Source organism: Paracidovorax wautersii (assembly GCF_031453675.1).
GTDB lineage: Bacteria > Pseudomonadota > Gammaproteobacteria > Burkholderiales > Burkholderiaceae_C > Paracidovorax.
In genome coordinates this window covers 424477-446790 of the sequence record NZ_JAVIZX010000001.1, presented here as the reverse complement: position 1 = coordinate 446790, position 22314 = coordinate 424477, and the positions used below count along the sequence as shown (strand labels likewise).

At 69.3% G+C, this 22314-nt stretch carries 23 protein-coding genes and 1 pseudogene; 18 read left to right on the top strand and 6 right to left on the bottom strand.

The features are described from left to right. Nucleotides 1-94: 94 nt before the first annotated feature. Nucleotides 95-757: a c-type cytochrome gene (locus tag QE399_RS02100; RefSeq protein WP_309825696.1), complete on the top strand. Its 663-nt coding sequence runs from the start codon at nucleotides 95-97 to the stop codon at nucleotides 755-757. 136 nt (nucleotides 758-893) lie between these two features. On the opposite strand, the gene QE399_RS02095 is transcribed toward QE399_RS02100, so the two are convergent. Beyond that, nucleotides 894-3458 carry a bifunctional diguanylate cyclase/phosphodiesterase gene (locus tag QE399_RS02095; RefSeq protein WP_309825695.1) on the bottom strand — a complete coding sequence of 855 codons (2565 nt, stop codon included), beginning with the start codon at nucleotides 3456-3458 and terminating at the stop codon, nucleotides 894-896. Between the two features lie 56 nt (nucleotides 3459-3514). After that, nucleotides 3515-3949: a DUF1841 family protein gene (locus tag QE399_RS02090; protein WP_309825694.1), complete on the bottom strand. Its 435-nt coding sequence runs from the start codon at nucleotides 3947-3949 to the stop codon at nucleotides 3515-3517. Between the two features lie 325 nt (nucleotides 3950-4274). On the opposite strand from QE399_RS02090, the gene QE399_RS02085 reads away from it, so the two are divergent. From QE399_RS02085 to QE399_RS02075, 3 genes are all read left to right on the top strand, one after another. Beyond that, complete coding sequence (locus QE399_RS02085) at nucleotides 4275-4496, top strand: hypothetical protein (protein ID WP_309825693.1); 222 nt, start codon at nucleotides 4275-4277, stop codon at nucleotides 4494-4496. 153 nt (nucleotides 4497-4649) lie between these two features. Further along, on the top strand, nucleotides 4650-5102 hold the full coding sequence (locus QE399_RS02080; RefSeq protein ID WP_309825692.1) for a hypothetical protein: 453 nt from the start codon (nucleotides 4650-4652) through the stop codon (nucleotides 5100-5102). Next, a complete protein-coding gene (locus QE399_RS02075) occupies nucleotides 5099-6010 on the top strand; it encodes a DUF2145 domain-containing protein (protein WP_309825691.1) in 912 nt (303 codons plus the stop codon). Before QE399_RS02080 ends, QE399_RS02075 begins: the two co-directional genes overlap by 4 nt. Nucleotides 6011-6043: 33 nt before the next feature. Here the strand turns inward: QE399_RS02075 and QE399_RS02070 are convergent, their stop codons facing one another. Further along, the gene (locus QE399_RS02070; RefSeq protein WP_309825690.1) at nucleotides 6044-6847 is read right to left on the bottom strand and encodes an IclR family transcriptional regulator domain-containing protein; all 804 of its coding nucleotides are present in this window, start codon (nucleotides 6845-6847) and stop codon (nucleotides 6044-6046) included. Nucleotides 6848-6956: 109 nt separating this feature from the next. Here QE399_RS02070 and QE399_RS02065 point away from each other — a divergent pair, with 109 nt between their 5' ends. The 10 genes from QE399_RS02065 to QE399_RS02020 all read left to right on the top strand — a co-directional run bounded on the left by QE399_RS02065 (nucleotide 6957) and on the right by QE399_RS02020 (nucleotide 15698). Then, a complete protein-coding gene (locus QE399_RS02065) occupies nucleotides 6957-7658 on the top strand; it encodes a 3-oxoacid CoA-transferase subunit A (protein WP_309825689.1) in 702 nt (233 codons plus the stop codon). Nucleotides 7659-7687: 29 nt separating this feature from the next. Then, nucleotides 7688-8341, top strand: a complete 654-nt coding sequence (locus QE399_RS02060) for a 3-oxoacid CoA-transferase subunit B (RefSeq protein WP_309825688.1) — start codon at nucleotides 7688-7690, stop codon at nucleotides 8339-8341. A 59-nt stretch (nucleotides 8342-8400) separates the two neighbouring features. Beyond that, a complete protein-coding gene (gene pcaF / locus QE399_RS02055) occupies nucleotides 8401-9609 on the top strand; it encodes a 3-oxoadipyl-CoA thiolase (protein WP_309825687.1) in 1209 nt (402 codons plus the stop codon). A gap of 29 nt (nucleotides 9610-9638) precedes the next feature. Further along, on the top strand, nucleotides 9639-10433 hold the full coding sequence (pcaD, locus tag QE399_RS02050) for a 3-oxoadipate enol-lactonase (protein WP_309825686.1): 795 nt from the start codon (nucleotides 9639-9641) through the stop codon (nucleotides 10431-10433). 12 nt (nucleotides 10434-10445) lie between these two features. After that, the gene (locus QE399_RS02045) at nucleotides 10446-11519 is read left to right on the top strand and encodes a cyclase family protein (RefSeq protein ID WP_309825685.1); all 1074 of its coding nucleotides are present in this window, start codon (nucleotides 10446-10448) and stop codon (nucleotides 11517-11519) included. 107 nt (nucleotides 11520-11626) lie between these two features. Continuing rightward, nucleotides 11627-11923, top strand: a complete 297-nt coding sequence (locus QE399_RS02040; protein ID WP_309825684.1) for a YciI family protein — start codon at nucleotides 11627-11629, stop codon at nucleotides 11921-11923. A gap of 46 nt (nucleotides 11924-11969) precedes the next feature. Then, nucleotides 11970-12698, top strand: coding sequence for an SDR family oxidoreductase (locus QE399_RS02035; protein WP_309825683.1), 729 nt, complete (start codon nucleotides 11970-11972; stop codon nucleotides 12696-12698). 228 nt (nucleotides 12699-12926) lie between these two features. Continuing rightward, nucleotides 12927-14261, top strand: coding sequence for a short-chain fatty acid transporter (locus QE399_RS02030; RefSeq protein ID WP_309825682.1), 1335 nt, complete (start codon nucleotides 12927-12929; stop codon nucleotides 14259-14261). Nucleotides 14262-14303: 42 nt separating this feature from the next. Further along, nucleotides 14304-14588 carry a muconolactone Delta-isomerase gene (catC, locus tag QE399_RS02025; protein ID WP_309825681.1) on the top strand — a complete coding sequence of 95 codons (285 nt, stop codon included), beginning with the start codon at nucleotides 14304-14306 and terminating at the stop codon, nucleotides 14586-14588. A gap of 111 nt (nucleotides 14589-14699) precedes the next feature. Further along, nucleotides 14700-15698 carry a Bug family tripartite tricarboxylate transporter substrate binding protein gene (locus QE399_RS02020; RefSeq protein WP_309825680.1) on the top strand — a complete coding sequence of 333 codons (999 nt, stop codon included), beginning with the start codon at nucleotides 14700-14702 and terminating at the stop codon, nucleotides 15696-15698. A gap of 200 nt (nucleotides 15699-15898) precedes the next feature. On the opposite strand, the gene kefC is transcribed toward QE399_RS02020, so the two are convergent. After that, nucleotides 15899-17779 carry a glutathione-regulated potassium-efflux system protein KefC gene (gene kefC, locus QE399_RS02015; protein ID WP_309825679.1) on the bottom strand — a complete coding sequence of 627 codons (1881 nt, stop codon included), beginning with the start codon at nucleotides 17777-17779 and terminating at the stop codon, nucleotides 15899-15901. Between the two features lie 237 nt (nucleotides 17780-18016). On the opposite strand from kefC, the gene QE399_RS02010 reads away from it, so the two are divergent. The 3 genes from QE399_RS02010 to QE399_RS02000 all read left to right on the top strand — a co-directional run bounded on the left by QE399_RS02010 (nucleotide 18017) and on the right by QE399_RS02000 (nucleotide 19958). Continuing rightward, nucleotides 18017-18655 carry a LysE family transporter gene (locus tag QE399_RS02010; RefSeq protein ID WP_309825678.1) on the top strand — a complete coding sequence of 213 codons (639 nt, stop codon included), beginning with the start codon at nucleotides 18017-18019 and terminating at the stop codon, nucleotides 18653-18655. 154 nt (nucleotides 18656-18809) lie between these two features. After that, nucleotides 18810-19427 (top strand): nucleotide-binding protein, encoded by a 618-nt coding sequence (locus tag QE399_RS02005; RefSeq protein ID WP_309825677.1) that lies wholly within the window; start codon nucleotides 18810-18812, stop codon nucleotides 19425-19427. A 66-nt stretch (nucleotides 19428-19493) separates the two neighbouring features. Continuing rightward, nucleotides 19494-19958: a MaoC family dehydratase gene (locus QE399_RS02000; RefSeq protein ID WP_309825676.1), complete on the top strand. Its 465-nt coding sequence runs from the start codon at nucleotides 19494-19496 to the stop codon at nucleotides 19956-19958. Between the two features lie 81 nt (nucleotides 19959-20039). Here QE399_RS02000 and QE399_RS01995 read toward each other — a convergent pair whose 3' ends face one another. Then, nucleotides 20040-20510: a tRNA (cytidine(34)-2'-O)-methyltransferase gene (locus tag QE399_RS01995; protein ID WP_309825675.1), complete on the bottom strand. Its 471-nt coding sequence runs from the start codon at nucleotides 20508-20510 to the stop codon at nucleotides 20040-20042. A 98-nt stretch (nucleotides 20511-20608) separates the two neighbouring features. Then, complete coding sequence (locus QE399_RS01990; protein WP_309825674.1) at nucleotides 20609-21325, bottom strand: phosphoribosyltransferase family protein; 717 nt, start codon at nucleotides 21323-21325, stop codon at nucleotides 20609-20611. A 34-nt stretch (nucleotides 21326-21359) separates the two neighbouring features. Here QE399_RS01990 and QE399_RS01985 point away from each other — a divergent pair. Continuing rightward, nucleotides 21360-22270: pseudogene (locus QE399_RS01985) on the top strand (class I SAM-dependent methyltransferase). Nucleotides 22271-22314 lie beyond the last annotated feature (44 nt).

The window sequence follows — 22314 nt, the reverse complement described above, 5'->3', positions numbered from 1 at the left end:
TTGAATAGGGTAATCGTTGATAAAGGAGGTGGACGACCCCCTCCTATAATTCTTCTCATTAGAGAGACAACCACCACGGGATTGTGCGCGCAAAATGAACAGAACACTGACCACGATATTCGGGCTGACTGTCGCTTGTGCGACCGGTTTCGCGGGGGCCCAGGAAGTCAAGGGCGACGCACAGGCCGGTGAGAAAAAGGTCGCGATGTGCATCGGCTGCCACGGCATCCCGGGCTACCAGGCGAGCTTCCCCGAGGTGCACAAGGTGCCCATGATCTCGGGCCAGGGCGGCAAGTACATCGCCGCCGCGCTGGACGCCTACAAGAAGGGCGACCGCAAGCATCCCACCATGCGCGGCATCGCCGACTCGCTGTCCGAGCAGGACATCGCCGATGTCTCCGCCTATTACGAAGCCCACGGCAAGAAGGCCGGCGAGCTGCCCGCTCAGCCGTCGCGCCAGCCCAGCGCACAGGTCCAGGCGCTGCTGCAGAAGGGCGCCTGCGTGTCCTGCCACGGCGCCAACTTCGCCAAGCCCATCGACCCGTCGTACCCCAAGATCGCCGGCCAGCATTCGGACTACCTGTACGTGGCGCTCAAGTCGTACAAGACCGAGAAGAACCAGAACGTGGGCCGCTCCAACGCGGTCATGGCCGGCATCGCCAAGCAGTTCACCAATGCCGAGCTGAAGGCGCTGGCGGGCTACATCGGCTCGCTGGACGGCGACCTGCAGGTGGTGCCGCAGCCGCGCTTCCGCTGACGCCGCCGCGGCGGCCACGCTGTACAAAAGACAGGGCCCTCCGCGGGCCCTTTTTCATGGGAGCAGCGGCATTGCGCACGCGCCTGTGCCGTCTGCCTCTGGCGTCGCCGGCGCCGGCGCCGGCGCCGCGCAAGCCTCAGGCTTCGGGCGGAATCTGGCGGTCCGATACGTCCAGCAGTTCGAGCGGTACCGGCCGGCCGAAGCAGTAGCCCTGGGCGGCGGCGCAGCCCATGGCGCGCAGCCGGCGCGCCTGGGCTTCCGTCTCCACGCCCTCGGCCACCACCTGCACGCCGAAGCCTTCGGCCATGCTGAGCACGGCGGCCACGATGGCGGCGTCCTGGGGCGAGTCGAGCAGCTTGCGCACGAAGCTCTGGTCCACCTTCAGGCAGTCGAAAGGCAGCCGGCTCATATACGCCAGCGAGGCGTAGCCGGTGCCGAAGTCGTCGATGGCCACCTTGACGCCGAGCGCCCGGATGGCCGCCAGGCGCGATTGCGTCAGGGCGTCGTCTTCGATCAGCACCGACTCGGTCAGCTCCAGCGTCAGCTGCTGCGCGGGCAGCCCGCACGCCTGGAGCAACTGCCGCAGGCGCAGCGGAAAGTCGGACTGGATCAGCTGGCGGGCCGAGACGTTGACGTGCAGCTCGAAGTCCGCGGGCAGCTGGGGCAGCCGCTGCGCGATGGCCTGCGTGGCATGGCGCAGCACCCAGTCGCCCAGCGCCAGGATGAGGTCGGACTCTTCTGCTACGGGAATGAACACCCCGGGCGGCACCATGCCGCGGGCCGGGCTGTTCCAGCGCAGCAGGGCCTCGGCGCCGGTCACGCGGCCGGTGGCCAGGTGGATGACGGGCTGGTAGTGCACCAGGAACTGGTGCTTCTCCAGCGCCTGCCGTAGCTCAGAGGCCAGGCGCGCCCGCTCCACCGACTGCGCCACCATGCCGGCTTCGAACACCACGCACTGGTTGCGTCCGCGGCGCTTGGCGTCGCCCAGTGCGATGCTGGCGTTGCGCAGCCAGTCGGTCAGCTCGTCGCCGCGCATCTCGCCGCTGACCACGCCGACCGAGGCATTGAGCAGCACCTCGTCGGCGCCGGCGGTGAAGGGCGTGGCGAACAGGCCCAGCACCGCCCGGCCGATGGCCTCGTCGGACACGCCTTCCATGTCCAGGTGCAGCAGCGCGAACTCGTCGCTGCCCAGCCGGGCGATCAGCACCGGCTGGGGCATGCGTTCGCGCATGCGCTCGGCAATGGCCTGCAGCAACCGGTCACCGGTGCCGAACCCTACGCTGTCGTTGACGGCGCGGAAGGCGTCCAGCCCGACCAGGCTGAGCGCGGCGCGGCGCGGCTCTGTCCAGGCCGCGCGCTCCAGCAGCCCGCGCCGGGTGAGCAGCTGCGTCAGCTGGTCGGTGAGCAGTTGCTCCTGCAGTTGCCGGAACGAGTGCTGCAGCCGCTCGGCCATCTGGTTGAACGCCTGGATCAGCACCGAGGGCTCGCGCAATGCGCTGCGCAGCGGCAGGCCCGACTCCCATTCGCCGCGCGCCAGCCGGTTGGCGGCGTCGGTGGTGAGCTGGATGGCGCGCACCACGCGCTGCAGCACCCACAGCCCGAGCAGCAGGCCCAGCAAGGCGATGCCGACAGAGGCGAAGGTGGAACGGCGCATCGACTGCCGCGTCTCGCCCAGCAGGTCCGATTCGGGCAGCAGCACCACGATGCGCCAGTCCAGGCCGCGCGGGTCGCCGAAGTGCGAGACCCGGCCGTAGTAGACGGCGCCCTCCAGTGCCAGGCGGAAATCCTTCGCCTCGTCTCCGCCGGCCTCGCCCAGGTGCTGTGCGGCGGCGCGGACCTGCGGGCTGGGGCTGTCCGACGCCATCAGCCGTTCGTACTCGGCCTGCGGGCCGCGGCGGGCGCCCAGGACGGAGCCCGGCTCGGAATGGGCCACCAGCCGCCCCGCGCCATCCACCACGAAGATGTGGCCATGGCCGCGCAGCGGCTCCTGGCGCAGGAAGCGATTGAGGCTGTCCAGCCGCACCTCGGCCTGTGCCACGCCGATGAACACACCCTGCACGAACACGGGCGTGTTGGCCGACACGATCACGTCGCCGCGCTCTCCCACCGTGGTGTAGATGGGCGACCAGACGGATTCGCCGCGGTGCTGGGCTTGCACGTACCAGGGGCGGGCGCGCGGGTCGTAGCCGTGCACCTTGATCGCATCCTGCGTGGGCGTGGCGTTCCCGTAGATGCGGGTGACGTCCTGCGTATGGCGGTCCTTGAGGATGAGGCGAAAACGGCCTTCATCGCGCCGGATGGCCGCATAGTCGCCGTCGCGGCCGCCGAAGCCCAGCAGACCGATCTGCGCGTGGTCGCCGTACAGGTCGGTGAAGATGCCGCGCAGGTGGTCCTGCACCGCCTGCAGGTCGCCCGGCTGGTAGAGGCCGTGGCGCGCGATGGCGTCGGCCAGCGTGCGCTGGATCTGGAACGGCGGCTCCAGGAAGGCCGCCAGCCGGTTGCGCGAGGTGGTGGTGATGGCGTCGATGAGGCGTGCGCTCTCCTGGTCGATCAACTGGTCGATCTGCCGGTGCTGCGCCAGCGTGAGCAGCGCCACCGTGGCCGCGAACAGCAGCGCCACCGGTACGCCGATGGCGATGCGCAGGGGGATCTGCAGGCGGTAGCGCATCAACGCGCAGGCGCCGGGCGGGCGGCCGGGCACCAGGCAAGGTGGGCGGGCGGCAGGACCACGGCAGGCCAGGTGGTGAGGGGGGCGGATCAGTCCCGCGTGGCGCGGCGCTGCACGCAGGCGATGTAGGCGTCGCCGTCGGGCGGGCGCCCGGCGCGTTGGCTTTCCCAGAGCATCTGGCCCAGGCATTCCATGGCGGCGTGGTGGGCGTCCTTGAGCGAATCCAGGCGCGCGGCCAGCAGCTCGACCGCCTGGCGGATGCCGCGCGGCTGGTCAATGCTGCACTGCTCGCTGATCGACAGGTGCATCGACAGGTGCAGGAAGGGGTTGGTCTGGCCGGGCGGATCGTCGTAGTTGCGGGCCAGGGCGGCGTCGACGTCCGACAGGTCGGCGTGGTATTCGGGGTGTTCGTCGATCCAGAGGCTTGCCAGGGTTTCGATGGCCTCCATCGGCTGGCCGGCGCGGGACTTGGCATAGACGGCGCAGAAGAAGCGCCGTACGTCGGCTTGGGACGGATTGAACATCGCGGCAGATTAGCACGCCGGGCCTGCGCTTTTGGCGCGCCCGCCCTTTGGGTGCCGGCGCTGCTGCCCTCTGGCCGGGCACCGTGTTGTTAAAAAACCATAGCAGCTGGCGCTTGACTGGAAAGGGATTCAGGCATTAATCCCTTGATAAAGCTTATGTATCAAGCGCAAGGTGCTATGGTTTTTGAAGAATGTCCCTGCCCGCTTGGTGCGGGAGGCTCCGCGGGCCGCGGTCTGCGATGCGGCTGTGTCCTACGCGCCACGGCATTTCGGCTCCTTACAGTCAGGCACCTTGTTTTTGAGCCTCCCGACGAAAGGATCCCCCATGACCGCACTGCGCATCATCGGAGCCGCGCTGCTGATCCTCGGCCTGGCCGGCTTCCTGACCGGCGGCTTCAGCTTCACCAAGGAAACCACGCACGCCCAGCTGGGGCCGCTGCAGCTGTCGGTGCAAGAGAAAGAGTCCGTCAACGTGCCCCAGTGGCTGAGCATCGGCGCCATGGTGGCCGGCGCCGTGGTGCTGGTGCTGGGTTTTCGCAATCGCTGAGCCGGCGGGCCCTGCCGCGGTGGCAAGAGGCTGCGGTACCCGCCCCGTAGAATCGCCGCCGTGCCGGCACTGCCCCGCCAGCACCCGGCTGGCCGGCACGCTGCGCCTGCCCCGGGGCGGTGCTTTCTTTCCCCGTTCCGTGGTGGCCGATCCATGTCCTTTCCTGCCGTCTTCCGCCTCGCCTGCGCCGGCGTTCTCGCCCTCGCGGGCACGCTGCCCGCGTTCGCAGACAGCTTCGTTTCCAGTGCCTCGAGCGCTGGCTCGGCCTCCAGCGGCAGCGTGTCCGATTCGCTGAAGGGCTCCAGCAACAGCTCGCATGACGCCGTCGCCGATGCCGACTACCGCATCACCGACGTGGCGGCCGCGCCCGACCGCCCGGGCTTCGTGCGCGTCGCCTTGCAGCCGCCGGCCGGCGATCCGGTGCTGCTGGAGCTGCCCGAGGCCGTGTTCGCTCCGCAGCAGTTGGCGGTAGGCGACACCGTCCGGGCCGAGCGCCGCGTCTACGGCGTGCAGTTCGCGCGCGGCGATACGGGCGAAGCCTTCTTCCTGGTGCTGGCCGACGACTGGCATGGCGGGCTGGCGCCGCGCCCCGTCGGCCGCTCATGAGCCCCTGGCGGCGCGCCGCCGCCGCGCTGGTGTGGTGTGCGGCCTGCGCCATCGGGGCCCCTGCGCAGGCGGGAGGGTGGCCCGATGTCTGCCGCACCACCACGCCCCTGACCGCGGCCGACCAGGACCGGCTGCTGCGCCTGTCGGCCGTGCTGCGCCAGACCCTGGAGGACAGCGGCGCGCCCGCGGTGCTCATCAGCCGGGCGGGGTTGGATCTCTCGCGCTTCGGCATCCGCTACTCCCATGCCGCCATCGCCTGGCGCAGCGAGCGCGGCGAGTGGAGCGCCCGCCAGCTGTACTACGACTGCGCGGCCGGACAGCCCCGCTTGTATGACCAGGGCCTGGCCGGCTTCGTGATGGGGATGGACGCGCCGCAGCGCAGCTACCTGTCGGTCGCGCCGCTGCCCGGGCCCGCGGGCCAGGCCGTGCGCGACGCGCTGCTCGACGCCCCGCGCGCCCTGCGCCTGCTGGCCGCGCGCTACAGCGCCAACGCCTATGCCTACGGGCTGGACTACCAGAACTGCAACCAGTGGGTGGTGGAACTGCTGGCCACCGCGTGGGGCGCGTTGCCCGACGGCCCCGACCTGCGCGCCCGCGCCCAGGACTGGCTGCGCGGCGCTGGCTATGCGCCCGAGCCGGTGCACGTGGATTCACATGCGCTCATGTTCGCCGCCGGCTTCGTGCCGCTGCTGCACCTGCGCGACCACCCCGAGGACGACCGCTATGCCCTGCGGCTGCGCATGAGCTTGCCCGCCACGGTAGAGGCCTTCGTGCGCCAGCGCCTGCCGCAGGCCGATCGCACCGAACTGTGCCTGGCCGGCGATGGCGTGGTGGCGCACGCGGGATGGGCGCCGCTGGGCGACGCCTGCCGCCCCGGCGAGGGCGACCGGCTTCTGCCATTGCCCTGAGCGGAGGGCCGGCCGACCGCGCGCCCCGGCGCCTCAGCGCCGCCGCGTGCCCAGCGTGCGCGAGATGGCCTGCGAGGCCTGCAGCAGGGCGGGCAGCAGGCGCTCCTGCATCATCTCCGCGCTGGTGCGGTTGGCCTGCCCGCTGATGTTGAGCGCCGCCACCGTGTGGCCCGCGCGGTTCTTGAGCGGCGCGGCGATGGAGATCAGGCCTTCCTCCAGCTCCTGGTTCACCAGGCACCAGCCCTGCTGGCGCGCCTGGGCGATGCGCGCGAGCAGCGCTTCGTCGTCCAGAACGGTGTTCTGCGTGTGGGGCACGCGCGGGGCGGTTTGCAGGCGCTGGCGCAGTTCGTCCTCGGGCAGGGCGGCCAGCAGCGTGCGGCCCAGCGATGTCCAGAACGCGGGCAGGCGCGAGCCCACGCCCAGGTTGGTGCTCATGATCTTGTGTGTGTGCACGCGCAGCACATAGACGATGTCCAGCCCGTCGAGCACGGCGGCCGAGCAGGACTCGTGCACCTGGTCCACCAGCGCCTCCATCACCGGCTCGGCCAGGTCCCAGATGGGCATGGACGAGAGATAGGCAAAACCCAGGTCGAGGATGCGCGGCGTCAGGCAGAACAGCCGGCCGTCGCTCTCCACATAGCCCAGCGTCTGCAGCGTGAGCAGGATGCGCCGCGCGCCTGCGCGGGTCAGGCCCGTGGCGGCCGCCACCTCGCTCAGCGTCTGCTGCGGCGCCTGGGCGTTGAACGAGCGGATGACCTCCAGCCCCCGCGCGAACGACTGCACATAGCTGTCGCCGGGCCTAGGGTTATCACTAGTCTCCAGGGGGGTGTCACTCATGGGCTTTCGTCCTAAAATTCATTATACGAACAAATGTTCGATATGCGAACAATCGGCCGGTGCGAATCGAGCGGATTGTCCCCTCGGTCTCTCCCCCCTTCCCAAAGACATGATCAACAAGATTGCGGAATCGGTCGCCCAGGCGCTAGCAGGGGTGCAGGACGGCGCCACGGTGCTGATCGGCGGCTTCGGCACGGCCGGCATACCGGGCGAGCTCATCGACGCCCTGATCGCCCACGGTGCGCGCGACCTGACGGTGGTGAACAACAACGCCGGCAACGGCGACACGGGCCTGGCCGCGCTGCTCAAGGCCGGTCTGGTGCGCAAGATCATCTGCAGCTTTCCGCGCCAGGTGGACAGCTGGGTGTTCGACGAGCTGTACCGCAGCGGCAAGCTGGAGCTGGAACTGGTGCCCCAGGGCAACCTGGCCGAGCGCATGCGTGCTGCGGGCGCCGGCATCGGGGCCTTCTTCTGCCCCACGGCCTACGGCACCGACCTTGCCAAGGGCAAGGAAACGCGCGAGATCGACGGCAAGCACTACGTGCTGGAGTACCCCATCCATGGCGATGTGGCCCTCATCAAGGCCGAAAAGGGCGATCGCTGGGGCAACCTCACGTACCGCATGTCGGCCCGCAACTTCGGCCCGGTGATGGCGACGGCCGCCAAGCGCACCATCGCCACGGTGCACGAGATCGTCGAGCTGGGCGGGCTGGACCCCGAGGCCATCGTCACCCCCGGCATCTACGTGAGCCAGATCGTGCGCATCGAGCGCACCGCCACCCAGGCGGCCGGCTTCAAGAAATCGGCATGAAATCGGCCTCCAGCGCAGAAGGAATAAGCGTGAGCAGCTATCAAAGACGTAGTAAGGATGAACTGGCCGCCCGCGTGGCGCAAGACATCCACGAAGGCGCGTACGTGAACCTGGGCATCGGCCAGCCGACCCTGGTGGCCAACCACATCCCGGCCGACCGCGAAGTCATCCTGCAAAGCGAGAACGGCATCCTGGGCATGGGCCCCGCGCCCGCCCCCGGCCAGGAAGATTACGACCTGACCAACGCCGGCAAGCAGCCCGTCACGCTGCTGGCGGGCGGCGCCTACTTCCACCACGCCGACAGCTTCGCCATGATGCGCGGCGGCCATCTGGACATCTGCGTGCTGGGCGCCTTCCAGGTCAGCACCACGGGCGACCTGGCCAACTGGAGCACGGGCGAGCCGGGCGCCATTCCCGCCGTGGGCGGCGCCATGGACCTGGCCATCGGCGCCAAGCAGACCTGGGTGATGATGGATCTGCTGACCAAGCAGGGTCAGTCCAAGATCGTGCCGCAGTGCACGTACCCGCTTACCGGCATCGGCTGCGTCAAGCGCATCTACAGCGACCTGGCGACGATCGAGTGCACGCCCACGGGCCTGAAGCTGATCGACGCCGTGCCCGGCCTGGAGCACGCCGAGCTTGAACGCCTGGTCGGCCTGCCGATCCAGCCCGCGCAGGTCTGACCTGCCGGCCGCCGGGCACCGCCCGGCCGTCCCGACCCCCAATCTTTCTGGAGACACGCATGACCACCCCCCAAGCCTTCATCTGCGACGCGATCCGCACGCCCTTCGGCCGTTATGGCGGAGCCCTGTCCAGCGTGCGCACAGACGACCTGGGCGCGATCCCGATCAAGGCGCTGATGGAGCGCAACCCGGGCGTGGACTGGGCGGCCGTGACCGACGTGCTCTACGGCTGCGCCAACCAGGCGGGCGAAGACAACCGCAATGTGGCGCGCATGTCCGCACTGCTGGCCGGCCTGCCGCTGGAAGTGCCCGGCGCCACGCTCAACCGCCTGTGCGGTTCGGGCCTGGACGCCGTGGGCTCCGCCGCGCGCGCCATCAAGTCGGGTGAGGCGGGCCTGATGATCGCCGGCGGCGTGGAAAGCATGAGCCGCGCGCCCTTCGTCATGCCCAAAGCCGAAACCGCCTTCAGCCGCAACAACGCGGTGTATGACACCACCATCGGCTGGCGCTTCGTCAACAAGCTGATGAAGGCGCAGTACGGTGTCGATTCCATGCCCGAGACGGCCGAGAACGTGGCCACCGACTTCGGCATCGAGCGCGAGGCGCAGGACCGCATGGCCCTGGCCAGCCAGCTCAGCGCCGTGGCCGCCATCCAGGCCGGCCACCTGGCGCGCGAGATCGTGCCCGTCACCATTCCCCAGAAGAAGGGCGATGCCATCGTGGTGAGCCAGGACGAGCACCCGCGCTCCACCAGCCTGGAGGCGCTGGCCAAGCTCAAGGGCGTGGTGCGGCCGGACGGCACAGTGACCGCCGGCAATGCCAGCGGCGTGAACGACGGCGCCTGCGCGCTGCTGCTGGCCGATGAAGCCAGCGCCGCCAAATACGGCCTCAAGCCGCGTGCCCGCGTGGTCGGCATGGCCACGGCTGGCGTGGCACCGCGCATCATGGGCTTCGGCCCCACGCCCGCCACCCAGAAGGTGCTGGCGCAGACGGGGCTGACCATCGATCACCTGGACGTGATCGAACTCAACGAAGCCTTCGCCGCCCAGGGCCTGGCCGTGCTGCGCGCGCTGGGCATCCAGGACGACGACGCCCGTGTGAACGCCTGGGGCGGCGCCATCGCCCTGGGCCACCCGCTGGGCGCCAGCGGCGCCCGCCTGGTCACCACCGCCGTCAACCGCCTGCATGAACACGGCGGCCGGTACGCGCTGTGCACCATGTGCATCGGCGTGGGGCAGGGCATCGCCGTGATCCTCGAGCGCGTCTGACGCGCACCACTGCGCACGGAGGAACCCTCTTGTCCATCACCACGATCAACACGTCACAAGGCGCCTTCCGCGTCGCCATCGACGGGCCGGACGGAGCGCCCGTGTTGGTGCTGTCCAACTCGCTCGGCACCACGCTGGAGATGTGGGACGTCCAGGCCGCGTATTTCGCTGCCACCCACCGCGTGCTGCGCTACGACACCCGCGGCCACGGCGGCAGCGTGCTCTCGCCTGGCTCGTATACGTTCGACCAGCTGGGCGGTGACGTCATCGCGTTGCTGGATGCGCTGCGCATCGAGCGCGCCAGCTTCTGCGGCATTTCCATGGGCGGCTTCACCGGCCTGTGGCTGGGCGTGCATGCGCCGCAGCGTCTGAACCACCTGGTAGTAGCCAACAGCGCTGCCAAGATCGGCACGGCAGAGGGCTGGGCCGCGCGCGCCGCCCTGGTGCGCGACAAAGGCGCGGCCGCCATGGCCGAGCTGGCCGCCTCGTCGCCCAGCCGCTGGTTCACGGAGACCTTCACGGCGGCGCAGCCTGCGGTGGTGCAGCGCGCGCAGGGCTGGATCGCCGGCATTGCGCCCGAAGGCTATGCCGCGTGCTGCGAAGCGCTGGCGCAGGCCGACCTGCGCAACGCCATCGCTGCCATCGCTGTGCCCACGCTGCTGATCGCCGGCAGTGCAGACCCGGTGACCACGGTGGCCGATGCGCAGGCCATGCAGGCCGCCATCCCGGGATCGCAGCTCGCCGAGTTGCCGGCCTCGCATTTGTCCAACCTGGAGGCGCCCGACCCCTTCAACGCCGCGCTGGCCGGCTTTCTGGCGCGCTGAGGCCCATCGCACATGAGTCTGCAGCAGCCCACCAACCCCCGCTGGCAGCGCCGGCCCGACGGCTCCACCTGGGGCGACTTCGGTCCCAACGACCAGCTCGGCCGCCTAAACCTGCTCACGCCGGAGAAGGTGCGCCAGGGCGTGGCCGAGGTGCACGAAGGCCTGGCCTTCGCCCTCAGCCTGCCGCTGGACTACCCCGGTGGCAATGCGCTCAACCCCAACCGCAATCCGCCGGTGCTGCGGCCGCTGCTGCGCAAGGGCCAGGTCAACTTCAACTGCCTGCTGGGCGGGCTGGAAGAGGGCCGCACCGATGTGCTGTCGGACGATCTGGCCATCCTGCACCTGCAATATTCGACGCAGTGGGATGGCCTCGCGCATGCGGGCTCGATGTTCGACGCCAATGGCGACGGCCTGCCGGAAGCGCTGTACTACAACGGCTACGCCGCCGGCCGCGATGTGGTCGGCCCCAGCGATGTGTGCGATGCCGGCGTGCCCGCCGCGCCGGGCGCTGCGGTCAGCACTTCGGCTGCGCATGCGCTGGGCATCGAAGGCATGGCCCGCACGGGCGTGCAGGGCCGCGGCGTGATGGTCGATCTGCGCGCGCACCTGGGCGATGCCCGCACGGTGGTGGGCTACGACACGCTGATGCGCGTGCTGGACGCCGACCGCGTGGCCGTGGAGCCGGGCGACATCGTCTGCCTGCACACCGGCTTTGCCGACGTGGTGCTGGGCATGCGCAAGCACCCGGACCCGGCCGTGCTGGCGGGCAGCTGCGCGGTGCTGGACGGGCGCGACGAGAAGTTGCTGCAGTGGATCACCGACAGTCAGCTGGCCGCCATCGCCGCCGACAACTATGCGGTGGAGGCCTTTCCCGCCAAAGCCGGTGCTGCCGCGTGCTGCGCCGCGCTGCCGCTGCACGAGCACTGCCTGTTCAAGCTGGGCGTGCACCTGGGTGAACTGTGGCATCTGACGCCGCTGGCCGCCTGGCTGCGTGAACGCAGCCGCTACCGTTTCTTGCTGACGGCGCCGCCGTTGAATCTGCCCGGGGCCATCGCCTCACCCGTGACGCCGGTTGCCACCGTGTAGGCCGTCCGTCACCCCGTTCCTGCGGTGCGCACCGCAGGGAATCCATTCCATCCGCCGCGCAAGCGGCGTTCGTTAGGTGCCGCTTTTGCGTGCGCCGGGAGACTGCTGTGCCTTTCATCATCGAAACCTTCGACAAGCCCGGACACCAGCACGTGCGCCAGGCCACGCGCGCCGCGCACCTGGAGTTTCTGGACCAGCACAAGGCGCTGCTGCTGGCCTGCGGCGCCAAGCTGGCCGACGACGGTACCGACCTGGGCGGCGGTCTGTACGTGGTGGCGCTGGACTCGCGCGAAGAGGCGCAGCGCTTCATCGAATCCGACCCGTTCCACACCGCGGGCCTGTTCGCTCGCGTGACGCTTACCCGCTGGCGCAAGGCCTATGTCGGCGGCCAGTGCTTCCTCTGAGCGGTCTGCGCCCTACCTTCCTGAAGAACCAAGAAAGAGACCTTCCATGACCACCACCGCGTCTGCGCGCGAACGCGTTCTCATCACCGGCGGCGGCGCCGGCATCGGTGCCTCCACGGCCGAGCGCTGCCGCGCCGACGGCTACGAGCCCGTCATCATCGACCGCACCGTGGGCCATGTGCCCGGCGGCATCCAGGCCGACCTGTCCGATGTGGAGGACACTGCCCGCGCCCTGCAGGAAGCGCTGGCCGGCGGCCCCATCACCCGCCTGGTGAACAACGTGGGCATCGTGGTGCCGGCCGAGGCGGCCGAACAGACGCTGGAGCAGTTCGATCTGGCCGTGGCGCTGAACCTGCGCTGCAGCCTGCAGTGCATGCAGGCGCTGCTGCCGGGCATGCAGGCAGCGGGCTTCGGCCGCATCGTGAACATGTCGTCCCGCGCGGCCCTGGGCAAGGAACTGCGCACCGCGTATTCGGCCACCAAGGCCGGCCTGATCGGCATGACCCGTGTGTGGGCGCTGGAGCTGGGCCGCCACGGCATCACGGCCAACGCCATCGGTCCCGGGCCCATCCGCACCGAGCTGTTCGACCGCGCCAACCCCCCCGATGCGCCGCGCACGCAGGCCATCATCGAATCCGTGCCGGTCAAGCGCGTGGGCACGCCTGACGACGTGGCGCATGCCGTGTCGTACCTGCTGGATGCGCGCAGCGGCTTCGTCACCGGCCAGGTGCTCTACGTCTGCGGCGGCATGACCGTTGGCGTAGCCGGTGTGTGAACAACCCCCTGAGGCGCTGCGCGCCTTCCCGCTTCTCTCGGCTCGCTGCGCGATCCGGGAAGGGGGACGACGCCGGTGGCCGGGCGAAGCCCGTTCCACGGCGTCTGCTGGCGTGGCCTGCTCCGCGGCCTTCTGATCGGCCATGCCGAGACGGTTTCAGAGGCTGCACCACTGAATCGATTCCTCTTCTTCTCTCATTCATCCCATAACAGCGAGACGAGTTCTTCCATGTCGAAAATCACCGCCTTTTTCACCGAGCTGATGCGGCGCTATCTGCCCGATCCGTTCGTCTTCGCGATCATGCTCACGCTGCTCACCATGGCGCTGGCCTTCGGTGTGGAAAGCCGTCCGATCAACGACGTGGTGCAGGACTGGGGCAAGGGCTTCTGGAGCCTGCTGGCCTTCACCACGCAGATGGCGGTGATCCTGGTGATGGGCTATGTGCTGGCGGCTGCGCCCATCGTGGACCGGTTTCTCAACCGCATCACCACCTATGTGCACACGCCGCGCCAGGCGATCATCGTGGCCACGCTGGTGGGCTGCGTGGGCAGCTACCTCAACTGGGGCTTCGGCCTGGTGATTGGCGGCATCATGGCGCGCAAGCTGGCGCTCAAGGTCAAGGGCGTGCACTACCCGCTGATCATCGCGGCGGCCTACACGGGCTTCACCATGTACAGCCTGGGCTTCTCCGCCACGATTCCGGTGCTCATCTCCACCAAGGGCCATGCCTTTGAAAGCACGATGGGGCTGATTCCGCTCACGCAGACCATCTTCTCCGCGCCCATCCTGCTGACCAGCCTGGCCGTGCTGATCGCGCTGCCGCTGCTCAACGCCACCATGCACCCGAAGCAGGGCGAGAAGGTCGTCGAGCTGGACCCGGCCACCGTGGTCGACGCCAAGCCCGCCAGCGCCGAGAGCGTGATGGGCGACGAGAAGACGCTGGCCTGGCGCCTGAACCACAGCCGCGTGCTGAGCCTGCTGATCGGCCTGTGCGGCATGGCGTATGTGGCCATCCACTTCATCCAAGGCGGCAACCTCGATCTGAACATGATCAACTTCTTCATCCTGTTCCTGGGCGTGCTGTTGCTGGGCACCCCCATGGCTTACGTGGAGAAGGTCAACGAAGGCGTGAAGACCATCGGCGGGATCATTCTGCAGTTCCCGTTCTACGCCGGCATCATGGCCATCATGCATGGCTCGGGGCTGGTGGAGTCCATCGCCCATGTGTTCGTGAGCGTGTCCACCGTCGACACGCTGCCGCTGTGGGGCCTGATCAGCTCGTTCGTCATCAACTTCTTCGCGCCCTCGGGCGGCGGCCACTGGGTGCTGCAGGGTCCCTTCATGATCAACGCGGCCACCACGCTGGGCGCATCGCAGGCGCAGACGGCCATGTCGGTGATGCTGGGCAACGGCTGGAACGACCTCGTGCAGCCCTTCTGGATCCTGCCGGCGCTGGCCCTGTCCAAGCTCAAGCTCAAGGACATCATGGGCTACACAGTGGTGTCGATGCTCCTGGTGGGCGCCATCTACGCCGTGACCATGCTGGTCTGGCCGCACCTGTGATTCCCGTTCCCTTTTCCCCATCCTCTTTTCAAGGAGAACTCCATGCTGTTCATGGCTGAAATGATCGTGCAGATCCCGCCCACGCTGGCCCCCGACGTGGTGGACGAGATCAAGGCCAAGGAGAAGGCGTATTCGCAGCAGCTGCAGCGCGACGGCAAGTGGCGCCACCTGTGGCGCGTGGTGGGCGAATACGCCAACGTCAGCATCTTCGACGTGGCCAGCAACGACGAGCTGCACACCCTGCTGAGCGGCCTGCCGCTCTTCCCGTACATGCAGATCAAGGTCACGCCGCTGGCCAACCACCCGTCGTCCATCGTGCAGGAATAAGCCAAGCACGCATCCAGCCACCGCGCTGCTCCGCAGCTACCCCGAGCCCCTTCTGGCGGGCATAGCACCCGCCAGGTTTTTCATCTACAAGAGATCCGAGGAAACAACGACATGTCCGCATTCCGCTTCAATACCCGCCGCACCGTTCTGGCCGCCGCCCTGGCCGCCACCGCTGGCGCCATCGTCCCCGCAGCCGCCTTCGCGCAGCAGGCTTACCCCAACAAGATCATCACCATCATCGTGCCGTTCGCGGCCGGTGGCACCACCGACATCCTGGCGCGCGTGATCGCCCAGGGCCTGACCACAGAGCTGGGCCAGTCGGTGGTGGTGGACAACCGTGCCGGCGCCGGCGGCAACATCGGCGGTCAGATGGCTGCGCGCGCGCCTGCCGACGGCTACACGCTGTTCATGGGCACGGTGGGCACGCACGCCATCAACGCGGCGCTCTACAAGAAGATGCCGTTCGATCCGATCAAGGACTTCGCGCCCCTGACGCGCGTGGCGAACGTGCCCAACCTGCTGGTGGCCAACCCGTCGCAGCCGTACAAGACGGTGCAGGAGCTGATCGCCTATGCCAAGGCCAACCCGGGCAAGGTGAACTTCGGTTCCTCGGGCAGCGGCAGCTCCATCCACCTGTCGGGAGAGCTGTTCAAAAGCATGGCCAAGGTGGACATGCAGCACGTGCCGTACAAGGGCAGCGCACCCGCCGTGACCGACCTGCTGGGCAACCAGATCGGCATCATGTTCGACAACATGCCCTCGGCCATCCAGCACGTGCGCTCGGGCAAGCTGCGCCCCATCGCCGTCACCACGGCCAAGCGCTCGCCCGAACTGCCCGACGTGCCGACCATCGCCGAAGCCGGCGTGCCCGGCTATGAAGCCACGTCGTGGTTCGGCATGTTTGCGCCGGCCAACACGCCCGCGCCCATCGTGGCCCAGCTGAACAAGGCCCTGGTCAAGGTGCTGGCGCAGCCCGACATCAAGAAGAAGATCAACGAGCAGGGCGCCGAGACCGCCGGCGAAACGCCTGAGCAGTTCGCCGCCTTCATCCAGAAGGAAGCCGTGAAGTGGGGCAAGGTGGTGAAGGAGTCGGGCGCGAGCGTGGATTGAGCTGCTATCAAGAAGATAGCTGATTGCGCTTAATGAAAGAGCAATCCGGGGCTTTTGGCCCGTAAGCTGCATCAGCGGACCACGGCAGGCAGACGCCCGCCCCAGCACCTTCCTGTCTTCAGCAAGTCGGCCTGGGCGTCGGATCTGCGCAGGCCCGTGCCTCGCATCGCGGCGCCCCTGGCCCGCTCACTGCGCTGCTGTCAACTGCCGGGGGAGCCTCGCTCTGCTGGGGACGTGTCCTGCGGCGTTGGTGCTGCAGCGTGCTCCTGCCGTTCCTTGGCCATCTGCTCCACCAGTTGCTGGCGGCCTTGCTTGGCCACGGCGATCATCTTCTCGCGGTTCTGGTGGTGCGGGTACATCAGGTCGGCCAGGGCGATGTTGTGGTGGCGGAAGCGGTCGGCCAGCGCCTCGGCCTGTTCGCCGGGCATGCCCATCACCTCCAGCACGGCGCGGGCGGTCTTCAGGCTGGATTCGAACACCTCGCGCTCCACGCGCGTCACGCCCAGGTCGCGCAGGGCATTCCAGTGCGTCACGTCCCGTGCGCGCGCGACGATCTCCAGCTGCGGAAAATGCTTGCGCGCGATCTTCACGATCTTCAGCGACTGCTCGGTGTCGTCCACGGCCACGACCAGCACGCGCGCCTGGTCGGCCCCGGCGATGCGCAGCAGGTCCAGCCGGGTGGCGTCGCCGTAGAACACGCGGTAGCCGAAGGTGTGCGCCACCTCCAGCATTTCCACGCTGTGGTCCAGCACCGTGGCGGGCACGCCCTGGGCGAGCATCATGCGCGCCACGATCTGCCCGTAGCGGCCGAAGCCGGCGATGATGACCGGCGCCTGCTGGGGCTCGGACAGGGCGTGTGCCTGCGCGGCCTCGGGCGGCTGCGCATCCGTCTTGAGCTGGGCGTAGCGCGGCAGCAGCACGCGGTCCATGGCCACCAGCAGCAAGGGCGACAGCAGCATCGACAGCGCCACCGCGCCGATCAGCAGCGAGGCCGTTTCGTTGGGAATGGCGCCGGCGCTTGCGCCGCTCTGGAACACGACGAAGGCGAATTCGCCGCCCTGCGCCAGCAGCAGCGTGAACACCGGGCGCTCCTGGTAGGGCATGCGCGTGATGCGCGCCAGCGCATAGATCACCCCGGCCTTCACGGCCAGGAAGCCTGCCAGCAGCGCCAGCATGGTCCACGGCGAGGCCATGAGCACCCCGAAGTCGATGCTCATGCCCACGGCAATGAAGAACAGGCCGAGCAGCAGGCCCTTGAACGGCTCGATGTCGGTCTCCAGCTCGCGCCGGTACTCGCTGTCGGCCAGCAGCACGCCGGCGAGGAAGGCGCCCAGCGCCATCGACAGGCCCACGCTCAGCATCAGCATGGCGATGCCGACGACGAGGAACAGCGAGGCGGCCGTGAAGATCTCGGGCGTGTTGCTCTTGGCGATCCAGCGCAGCAGCGGGCGCAGCGCCCAGCGCCCGCCCAGCACGATGGCGGCGATCATGCCGATGACCTTGGCTGCCTCCAGCGCGATCTCTGCCGGCGTGTGGTGCGGTGCACTGGCGCCCAGGGCTGCGGCGCCCAGCAGCGGCAGTAGCGCCAGGATGGGAATCGCCGCCACGTCCTGGAACAGCAGGATGGAAAACGCCTTCTGTCCGCTGTCGGTGCGCATCAGATTGCGCTCGTCGATGGATTGCAGCGCGATGGCGGTGGACGACAGCGCCAGCCCCAGCGCGCCCACCAGGCCCACGTTCCAGGGCAGGCCGCAGGCCCACGCGGCGGCCCACAGCACGGCGGCGCAGCCCAGTACCTGCGCGCTGCCCAGGCCGAAGATCGGCCGCCGCAGGCTCCACAGACGGCTGGGCTGCAGCTCCAGCCCGACCAGGAACAGCATCAGCACCACGCCGAACTCGGCGAAGTGCAGGATGTCCTGCACATTGCTCACCAGCCCCAGCCCCCAGGGGCCGATGGCGATGCCTGCCGCCAGGTAGCCGATGATGGCGCCCAGCCCCAGCGCGCGGGCGATGGGCACGGCGATCACGGCGGCCGCGAGGTAGGTGAATCCGTAGGTGAGCCAGGTGGGGGCGTGGGCCATGTGCGGCAGTCAGGTGGGCAGAAACGAAAGGGGGCGAAGCAAAAGGCGGCAGACATTGCAGCCTGGCGGCGCAGGTCAGGGACGGGCTGCGCGGCGCGGCCGGCGAGAGCCGGGGTGAATTGTGTCACCGGGGCCCGCGGCGTGCGCGGGCCCGTCCAGCCCCTGCCAGGAAGGGCGCGGGGCGCCTCTCCTACAATCCGGCCCCCTGTCCTGACTGTCTGCCGCAACGAGTTCGCCATGGATCTGCACACCTGGGTGGCCTTTTTCCTCGCTTCCTGCCTCATCGCCCTTTCACCGGGATCGGGCGCCGTGCTGTCCATGAGCCACGGCCTTTCGTACGGCGTGCGCAAGACGGGCGCGACCATCCTCGGGCTGCAGCTGGGCCTGCTGCTGATCCTGGTCATCGCCGGCGCGGGGGTGGGTTCGCTGCTGCTGGCCTCCGAGACGGCCTTCAGCGTCGTCAAGGTGCTGGGCGCCTGCTACCTGATCTATCTGGGGTTCAGCCAGTGGCGCGCCGGGGAGGCTGGCGGCCTGGTGGGCGATGGCGCGGCCCCGGCCACCGGCTGGCGCCGCCGCGTGCTGACGGGCTTTCTGACCAACGCCACCAACCCCAAGGGCATCATCTTCATGGTGGCCGTGCTGCCGCAGTTCATGACCGACACCCGCCCGCTCTGGACGCAGCTGCTGGCCATGGCGGCCACGACCGTCGCAGTGGACGTGGTCGTCATGCACGGCTACGCCTTCGGCGCCAGTACGCTGCGGCGGCTGCTGCGCAGCGCCCAGGCCGTGCGCACGCAGAACCGCGTGTTCGGCGGCCTGCTGATGGCCGTGGGCGCGGGGCTGTTCTTCGTCAAGCGCGGGGCGCAGCACGGTTAGAACAATTGCTATAAAAATAATAGCTATAGGCGCTTGTCAATAAAGCGCTTGAGGCCGATTGGGCTTGAAGTCCGCTGCACGCCGGCTGCCGCAGCCGCCGCCGCGCTACCATCGCGTTCCGGAGTTCCTTTCCTGCCAATCGAAGGAGGCGCGCATGCCGGTGGTCGCAGTTGCCAATCCCAAGGGCGGCGTGGGCAAGTCCACGCTGTCCACCAACATCGCCGGCTACTACGCCAGCCGAGGCCACGCCGTGGTGCTGGGCGATGCCGACCGGCAGCAGTCCGCGCGGCTGTGGCTGGGGCAGCGGCCGCCCGCCGCCCGGCCCATCGGCGCGTGGGATGTCCGCTCGGACCTGATCCCCCGGCCGCCCCAGGACGCCACCCATGCCGTGCTGGACACGCCCGCCGGCCTGCATGGCTGGCGCCTGAAGGATGTGCTCAAGCTGGCCGACAAGATCGTCGTGCCGCTGCAGCCCAGCGTGTTCGACATCTTCGCCACGCGGCAATTCCTGGACGAACTCGCCGAGCATCGCCATGGTGGCCGGGCGCAGGTCGGCATCGTCGGCATGCGGGTGGACGCGCGCACGCTGGCGGCGGAGCAACTGCACACCTTCGTCGACAGCCTGGGCTTTCCGGTGCTGGGCTACCTCCGCGACACGCAGAACTACATCCACCTCGCCGCACACGGGCTGTCTCTGTTCGACGTGTCCCCCGGCCGCGTGGCGCGCGACCGGGAGCAGTGGCAGTCCATCTGCGACTGGCTGGACGCGTAGAACCTGTTCCTTGAGGGTGTCGCCCGGCCGACAAGGGCGGCCCGCGCCTCGGCCTACAGTGCACCGATGAAAACCTTCCAGACCTATTCCGAGCTGGCCGCCTGCGTGGGCCAGGAAGTGGCCCTCACCGACTGGATCACGGTCACGCAGGCGCAGATCGATCAGTTCGCGCAGGCGACGGGCGACCACCAGTGGATCCACGTCGACCCCGAGCGCGCTGCGCAGGGCCCGTTCGGCACCCCCATCGCGCACGGCTTCCTCACGCTGTCGCTGCTGCCGCGCCTGTTCGAGTCGGCATTCCGCATCGACGGCGCGCGCATGGGCGTGAACTACGGCCTCAACCGCGTGCGCTTTCCGGCGCCGGTGCCGGTGAACAGCCGCCTGCGGGCGCGGCTGACGCTCCAGTCCGTGGAGCCGGCCGCGCCGGACGGCGTGCAGATGGCATGGCTGGTCACCATCGAGCGGGAGGGGGGCGACAAGCCGGTGTGCGTGGCCGAGTCGCTGGTGCGCAACTACGGCGCCAAGTCCTGAGCCGGGACGATCGCCGGCTAGGCGATGGCCATCAGGCCCAACAGCGGTGCCCGCCCCTCGCAGGCCGTGCTGCCGCTGCCGTCAGCCGCCGTTGACGAAGCCGCACTGGCGCCAGGCCTCGAACACCGTCACGGCCACGGCGTTGGAAAGGTTCAGGCTGCGCTGGTCCGCCACCATGGGCAGGCGCAATTGCTGGGCGGGCGGGAAGGTGTCGCGCAGCTCGGGCGGCAGGCCGCGGGTCTCGGCGCCGAACACCAGCCAGTCGCCCGGCAGGAACAGGGTCTGGAAGACGCTCTGGGTGGCGTGGGTGGTGAGCGCGAACATGCGCGCCGGGTCGGGATGCTCGGTGCGCACCAGGGAGGTCCAGCCGGCATGCCGCTTGACCTCGGCGTACTCGTGGTAGTCGAGGCCGGCGCGGCGCATGTAGCGGTCTTCCATGGAGAAGCCCAGGGGCTCGACCAGGTGCAGCACGCAGCCCGTGTTGGCCGCCAGGCGGATCACGTTGCCGGTGTTGGGCGGGATTTCAGGCTCGACGAGAACGATGTGGAACATGCGGCTATTGTGATCGGGCAGGCGAGGGCCGACAGCGCACGTCGTAAACAAAAGTATCCGCGGGAGCCCGTCGCGCAGCCTTGGCAGGGCTACGGACGTCAGGGCGTGCGGGCCACGACCAGGGCCGTGATATGCACGGCGCCGGCCTCGCGCAGCACCCGCGCGGCGGCCTGCACGGTGGCGCCGGTCGTCATCACATCGTCCAGCAGCACGATGCGCCGGCCGGCGAGTTCCGGCGCCAGTGCAGGCTCCACCGCGAAGGCGCCGCGCAGGTTGCGCAGCCGCCGGTCGCGCGGCAGGCTGTGCTGGGCCGGCGTGTCGCGCGTGCGCAGCAGCGTTCGGGCGCGGGCCTTGCCTGGCGCAAGGGCCCGGGCCAGGAGCAGCGCCTGGTTGAAGCCGCGCTCGCGCAGCCGTTCGCGCGACAGCGGCACGGGCACCAGCAGGTCGGCCGCGGCCAGGGCGGGCTCCACGCCGGGCACCTGCCGCAGCAGCCCGGCCAGGGTGCCCGCCCAGCCGGGATCGGCCTGGAACTTGAAGCCGGCCAGCACCTGGGCCCAGGGGTAGCCGTAGTCCACGGCCGCCAGGCAGGCATCGATGGGAGGCGGATGCCGGACGCAGGCCCCGCATTGCGCCAACCCCGCGGGCACCGGCAGCGCGCAGGTGGCGCAGCGCGGGCAGGGTGCGGCGAAACGCGCCACGCAGTCGTCGCACACGCGGCGCGCCGGCCAGGCGTGGCACACCGCGCATTGGCTGGGGAGGCTGGCGAGCCACTCCCGCCAAGGGCGCCATATCCCTGCACGAGCGTTGTGAAGCATCGGGTCAATATACTCGCGGCCACTTTCGCTTGCCATGGCAGAACAGCTTCCTCCCACCATCGACCCGGTCGCCGCAGCGCGCTGGCATGCCGGCGCGCCGGCCACTTCGCCGTGGCTGCACGAAGAGGTGGCGCGGCGCATGGACGACCGCCTCCAGTGGATCCGCCAGGCACCCGCCGCCTGGTGCGACTGGGACCCCCTGCGCGGCGGCATCGAAGGCCACCACCTGGTGGCGCGCCGCTATCCGGAGGCGGCCTGCCTGATCGCCGAGACCTCGTCCGACGCCGGCCGTGCCCAGGCGCAGGCCCGGTTCGCCATGCCGTGGTGGAACCCCACGCGCTGGGCCGGCAAGGCGCCGCGCTTCGGCCTGCCGCAGGACGGCGGCGTGCAGCTGCTGTGGTCCAACATGGCGCTGCACGTGGCCGCCAACCCACAGGCACTGATCGCGCAGTGGCACCGGGCGCTGGCGGTGTGGACGGCTATCTGATGTTCTCGTGCCTGGGGCCGGACACCGTGCGGGAGCTGCACGGTCTGTATGCCGCGCTGGGCTGGCCCCCGGCCGGGCACGCCATGACCGACATGCACGACTGGGGCGACATGCTGGTGCATGCTGGCTTTGCCGAACCGGTGATGGACATGGAGCGCATTACGCTCACCTTCGCGACCCCGCAGCGCCTGCTGCAGGAACTGCGGGAGCTGGGCTGCAACCTGCATCCGCAGCGGTTTCCAGCGCTGCGCGGGCGGCGCTGGCGCGACCGGCTGGAACAGGCCCTGGGCGACCAGCTGGCGGACCCGTCGCAGGGCGGGCAACTGGCGCTCACCTTCGAGATCGTCTACGGCCACGCCTTCAAGCCGGCGCCGCGCGTAAAGGTCAGCTCCAGCAGCGCCGTCTCGCTGCAGGACATGCGGGCCATGTTGCAGGGCGGGCGTCCGGGCGGTGCCTGAAAGCTGGCGGGGTGGCCGGCCGTGGCAGACCGGATGGGGCGCTG

Excerpts from the sequence above, each read along its gene's own strand:
- QE399_RS02100 (WP_309825696.1), top strand. The coding sequence starts at position 95 with ATGAACAGAACACTGACCACGATATTCGGGCTGACTGTCGCTTGTGCG.
- QE399_RS02090 (WP_309825694.1), bottom strand. The coding sequence starts at position 3,949 with ATGTTCAATCCGTCCCAAGCCGACGTACGGCGCTTCTTCTGCGCCGTC.
- QE399_RS02085 (WP_309825693.1), top strand. The coding sequence starts at position 4,275 with ATGACCGCACTGCGCATCATCGGAGCCGCGCTGCTGATCCTCGGCCTG.
- QE399_RS02080 (WP_309825692.1), top strand. The coding sequence starts at position 4,650 with ATGTCCTTTCCTGCCGTCTTCCGCCTCGCCTGCGCCGGCGTTCTCGCC.
- QE399_RS02075 (WP_309825691.1), top strand. The coding sequence starts at position 5,099 with ATGAGCCCCTGGCGGCGCGCCGCCGCCGCGCTGGTGTGGTGTGCGGCC.
- QE399_RS02070 (WP_309825690.1), bottom strand. The coding sequence starts at position 6,847 with ATGAGTGACACCCCCCTGGAGACTAGTGATAACCCTAGGCCCGGCGAC.
- QE399_RS02065 (WP_309825689.1), top strand. The coding sequence starts at position 6,957 with ATGATCAACAAGATTGCGGAATCGGTCGCCCAGGCGCTAGCAGGGGTG.
- pcaF (WP_309825687.1), top strand. The coding sequence starts at position 8,401 with ATGACCACCCCCCAAGCCTTCATCTGCGACGCGATCCGCACGCCCTTC.
- QE399_RS02045 (WP_309825685.1), top strand. The coding sequence starts at position 10,446 with ATGAGTCTGCAGCAGCCCACCAACCCCCGCTGGCAGCGCCGGCCCGAC.
- QE399_RS02035 (WP_309825683.1), top strand. The coding sequence starts at position 11,970 with ATGACCACCACCGCGTCTGCGCGCGAACGCGTTCTCATCACCGGCGGC.
- QE399_RS02030 (WP_309825682.1), top strand. The coding sequence starts at position 12,927 with ATGTCGAAAATCACCGCCTTTTTCACCGAGCTGATGCGGCGCTATCTG.
- catC (WP_309825681.1), top strand. The coding sequence starts at position 14,304 with ATGCTGTTCATGGCTGAAATGATCGTGCAGATCCCGCCCACGCTGGCC.
- QE399_RS02020 (WP_309825680.1), top strand. The coding sequence starts at position 14,700 with ATGTCCGCATTCCGCTTCAATACCCGCCGCACCGTTCTGGCCGCCGCC.
- kefC (WP_309825679.1), bottom strand. The coding sequence starts at position 17,779 with ATGGCCCACGCCCCCACCTGGCTCACCTACGGATTCACCTACCTCGCG.
- QE399_RS02010 (WP_309825678.1), top strand. The coding sequence starts at position 18,017 with ATGGATCTGCACACCTGGGTGGCCTTTTTCCTCGCTTCCTGCCTCATC.
- QE399_RS02005 (WP_309825677.1), top strand. The coding sequence starts at position 18,810 with ATGCCGGTGGTCGCAGTTGCCAATCCCAAGGGCGGCGTGGGCAAGTCC.
- QE399_RS02000 (WP_309825676.1), top strand. The coding sequence starts at position 19,494 with ATGAAAACCTTCCAGACCTATTCCGAGCTGGCCGCCTGCGTGGGCCAG.
- QE399_RS01995 (WP_309825675.1), bottom strand. The coding sequence starts at position 20,510 with ATGTTCCACATCGTTCTCGTCGAGCCTGAAATCCCGCCCAACACCGGC.
- QE399_RS01990 (WP_309825674.1), bottom strand. The coding sequence starts at position 21,325 with ATGCTTCACAACGCTCGTGCAGGGATATGGCGCCCTTGGCGGGAGTGG.